This is a genomic window from uncultured Campylobacter sp., assembly GCF_938031315.1.
Taxonomy (GTDB): domain Bacteria; phylum Campylobacterota; class Campylobacteria; order Campylobacterales; family Campylobacteraceae; genus Campylobacter_B.
Genome location: NZ_CALHHT010000029.1, coordinates 1 through 3832, shown reverse-complemented (window position 1 = coordinate 3832; position 3832 = coordinate 1). Strand labels below are relative to the sequence as shown.

The 3832-nt window shown below is 47.9% G+C and carries 2 protein-coding genes and 1 pseudogene; all 3 read right to left on the bottom strand.

Going from position 1 to position 3832, the window contains the following annotated elements; translation table 11 throughout:
• Positions 1-458: 458 nt before the first annotated feature.
• The gene (locus tag Q0236_RS00900) at positions 459-1172 is read right to left on the bottom strand and encodes a histidine kinase (protein ID WP_297913910.1); all 714 of its coding nucleotides are present in this window, start codon (positions 1170-1172) and stop codon (positions 459-461) included.
• 51 nt (positions 1173-1223) lie between these two features.
• Positions 1224-3044 carry a selenocysteine-specific translation elongation factor gene (selB, locus tag Q0236_RS00895; RefSeq protein WP_297913906.1) on the bottom strand — a complete coding sequence of 607 codons (1821 nt, stop codon included), beginning with the start codon at positions 3042-3044 and terminating at the stop codon, positions 1224-1226.
• Positions 3037-3832 (bottom strand): annotated as a pseudogene (locus Q0236_RS00890) (L-seryl-tRNA(Sec) selenium transferase); the annotation flags it as partial. The pseudogene Q0236_RS00890 and the gene selB, both read right to left, overlap by 8 nt.

Sequence of the window (3832 nt, the reverse complement as noted above, 5' to 3'; positions counted from 1 at the left end):
CTGAAGCGCGACTACAAATTCCTTTTTGCCGCAAAGCGAAAATTTTATGAAATTTGCGGCTAAATTTTAACGGGGCTTTGCCGCGAAATTTTAAATTTCGGCTGCAAGATATTTACTCGCATAATTTCTACTTTTAGATTCTATTTATGATCGCTTTTGCGCCGCTTCGGATGCGAAGCCACGAGATATAATCGCTGCCGCAGAATTTCGCGCGGACGATCGAGGATTTTTAAAATTCTAAAATTTTGCCCGTTTAAAACTTTGCGGATCGCGTTTCATCCATAAGGGATTTTAAAATTCTACGCGCGGCGCAACTGAGGATTTTTAAAAGCAGCGAAATTTTAAAAATTCCAAGGGGGCATTCAAATTTTCGAGGCAAATTTAGACTGATTGGAAGTTGCCGAAATTTGGCAAAAGAAGCGAAATTTTGCGGATCGCTCCGCAAAATTTAAAAGAGATTATTTTAGCTTGTCTAGTTCGATGATGTAAGGTACCGAGTTTACCCCCGCACCGAAGTATTTGGCAGCTAGGGCTTTTGCAGCATTTAGCTCGGCAGCGCTTACGTCTTTGGCACCTGCTTTGTTATCTTCGGCGTAGTATTTTCTAAAAACCGCTATCTTTTGCTCGTCAGTTTTAGCATTTTTGATCTCTTTGTAGATGAGTGCGGATTTTGCGTGGCCGTCATCGCCGTGAACGGAGGTCATGATTATATCGACATTGTTATTTTTTAGTGTTTCTTCGATCCTTGCCATCTCTTTGCGGCAGAATGGGCACAAGGCGTCTGTCAGCATCAAAATCGTAGGCTTTTTGGGATCGTTTCCTAGCTTGATGATATTGTCTTTGCTCTCTGCTTTGAAGACCTTACTTAGCTGTCCTGCGATGCGGTCTTGTTTGATCTGCTCCTTATAGACTACGCGTTTTTTAGGATCGATGATATCGGTAAAGATCAGATCGCCTTGGGTGAAGATGATCTCCTCTTGCGACATATTGCCTTGAGAGATTTTTAAAACGACCGCCTCAACGCCCTTTGGCTCGCTAAGTGGGATGCGCTCGGCGATCTTTATATCGATGCCTTGAGGCGCGCCGCCGTAGATAGATAAAATTTCGCTGTCGCTTAAAGCCGCGTTTAGGCTCGCTGCGAGCGCAACTGAAGTTAAAATAGCTTTTTTCATTTTTTTCCTTTGCAAAAAATTCCGCGCATTGTAGTGCAAAATTTTAAATTTTTACTTTTTCAAATAGCGTTTATTGTCGATCGTCACGATATTTCCCATTTTATCTAGGTATTCGAGGTAGCAGATGATGAATTTTCTGCTAAGCCCAAGCTCCTCTTTGGCGTTCGTGACGTTTACGAAGCCCTCTTTTTCGATGATTACGTAGAGGCGCTTGATCGCCAGGGCTAAATTTTCAGCCTCGACGAAGAGATTGTGCGCGAGACGGACGACCTTTTTGGCGTAGGTCAGCTTCTTTAGCGCGTCATCGCCGCTACTGCGGTCGATCTCCAGTTCGTCATAGACGTTATACGGCGCGAGAGGCGCTATGCCGCCCTTTTTGATGAGATCAAAAATTCTGCTCTCCAAGCTCTGTTTGAGCGCGTCAAAATCCACACCAGATTTTACGTAAACTCCGCCCTTTTTGGAGACGATACCGCCCCGCTCAAGCTCGCTAAGCGCGCGCGCGGCGAGCTCTTCGCTAGCCCAGGAGAGCTTTAGAGCGATCGAGGCGGGCGAAAAGATCGCGTAGTCGTTTTTTGAGACGATAAATTTTATGAGATTTTTTACGTCCTCGATCGCGCTTAGATCGTAAACGCATAAATTTGCTTCGTCAAAATACGTCCCCTCTAAGCCGCGCGCGATCTTTACCGCTTCGCCGTACTCCATTCCGAAGCGCTGATAGGCCGAAAATAGCCCGAATCCGTGCTTGTGAAAGCCGCTTAGAATTTTAAACGCTTCGGTGAAATTTCGCTTCAAAAGCGCGGTGAGAAGTACGGCTTTGCTCTGCTTTTTTAGCGGCTCGATCACGGCGTTTAGCACGCGCCCGCCGCCGATTACGCGCGAGTTTGCCAAGCATACGAAGGGCTCTCCGAATTTCAAAAACATCGTTTTATCAAATTTAAAGCTTACGAGCTTCTCGCTGCTTGGAAGTTCCTTTAAAATGAGCGCTTTTGCTGCGCTTTGCTTGCTTCCGACGCAAAACAGCACGTCTTGATTATGCGAAATTTCGCCGCTAAAGGTGCAGTCGGCTTCGTTAAAGCCGCGGAAAAAGCCCTTTTTGCTTAGGATTTGCCCCTTTTGCAGCTCGCTCGTTTTGGCGTCCAGACTTAGCGCGACGCGGTTTGGAGCCTGCGCTAGCGGCGTGTCCTCGTCGTGGATCTGCACGCTTTTGACGTTAAAAATTTTACCCAGATCGCAGTTATAAAGCTTCTCGCCCTTTGAAATCGCGCCGTTAATGAGGCTACCCGTTACGATGGTGCCGAGCCCCTTAAGCGAAAAGACGCGGTCGATGTAGTAGTGCACCACGCCGCCTCCTTGGCGCTGCGCGGGCTTGATATTGAAGAGATAATTTTTCAGCTCGGCGATGCTTGCGGGATCTTTTATGCTGATAAAAAAGGTGTTTAAAATTTGTAAATCCTTAAATTTACCGATGTATTCCTTGCACTGCGCCGCGACCTCCGCCTTGCGTGCGTCGTCGGCTAGATCGCACTTGCTGATACACAAGATCACGCTTTTTACCCCGAGCAGCGATAAAATTTGAATATGCTCTTTGCTTTGCGGCATCAGCCCGTCGTCCGCGGCGACTACCAGCATCGCAGCGTCGAAGGCATACGCGCCGCTAATCATCGTCTTTACTAGATTTTCATGCCCCGGAACGTCGATGAAAGCGACGTTGGTATCCCCAGAGCGCAGATGCGAAAAGCTAAGATCGATCGTGATGCCACGTTCTTTTTCGCTCGGCATTCGGTCTCCCTCAAAGCCGTTTAGCGCCTTGATTAATGCGGTCTTTCCGTGATCGATATGGCCTGCGGTGCCGATGATTACGCTATTCATAAATTTCTCCGATCTTTTTTATTAAATCTTGTAAGTCGCTTTTTAAAATTGATCTGAAATCGAGCAAAAATTTATCATCCTCGATCCGCCCGATTATGCCAGCAGCGCGAAATTTTGCCTGCGTGCTCTGCGGGTCTGCGCCGTCAAGTATCGCAAGCGCGACGCTAGGGTAGGAGGCGCTCGGCATCGTGCCGCCGCCTACGAAGGTGGTAGTAGGCACGATCTGCGATTTTACGCCGATGCGCGATCGCACTAACTCCGCTCGCTCACGCAGCTCATCCAGGCTAAGATGGATCTGATTTATCGTCGTGATGAGGTGAAATTCTTTATTTATATACGCCTTGATCGTCTCGGCAAGCAGGCTTAGCGTGATCTTGTCCACGCGCAGCATTCGCAGTAGCTGGTTTTTGCGCAGGCGCGCGATGAGATCGCGATCCCCTAGGATAATGCCGCACTGCACGGAGCCGAAAAGTTTGTCGCCGCTAAAGCTAAGCAGCCGCACGCCGCTTTTTAAAAGCTCAAAAATAGAGGGCTCGCTTTTGCCTAGCCCAAATCCCAGCTCGCTTACGTAGCCGCTTCCAAGATCGTAGTAATCGATGATCTCGCTAAAGCTTTCCTCTTTTTTCATGCTAAATTTTGCGGGGCAAATTTTAGAAATTCCACCCGGAATTTCGCCCGCGCCGCCTTCATAAAAACGCTCGCTCTTTGTGGACGGCTCGCCGCTATCTAAATTTAGAGCATTCGCAGAAGCTGCCGCTAAGCTTAAACCATTTGGCGCGGAATTTAAA

What these genes read in the sequence shown, in the direction of transcription:
- selB (WP_297913906.1), bottom strand. Translation starts at nt 3,044, where the DNA reads ATGAATAGCGTAATCATCGGCACCGCAGGCCATATCGATCACGGAAAG.
- Q0236_RS00900 (WP_297913910.1), bottom strand. Translation starts at nt 1,172, where the DNA reads ATGAAAAAAGCTATTTTAACTTCAGTTGCGCTCGCAGCGAGCCTAAAC.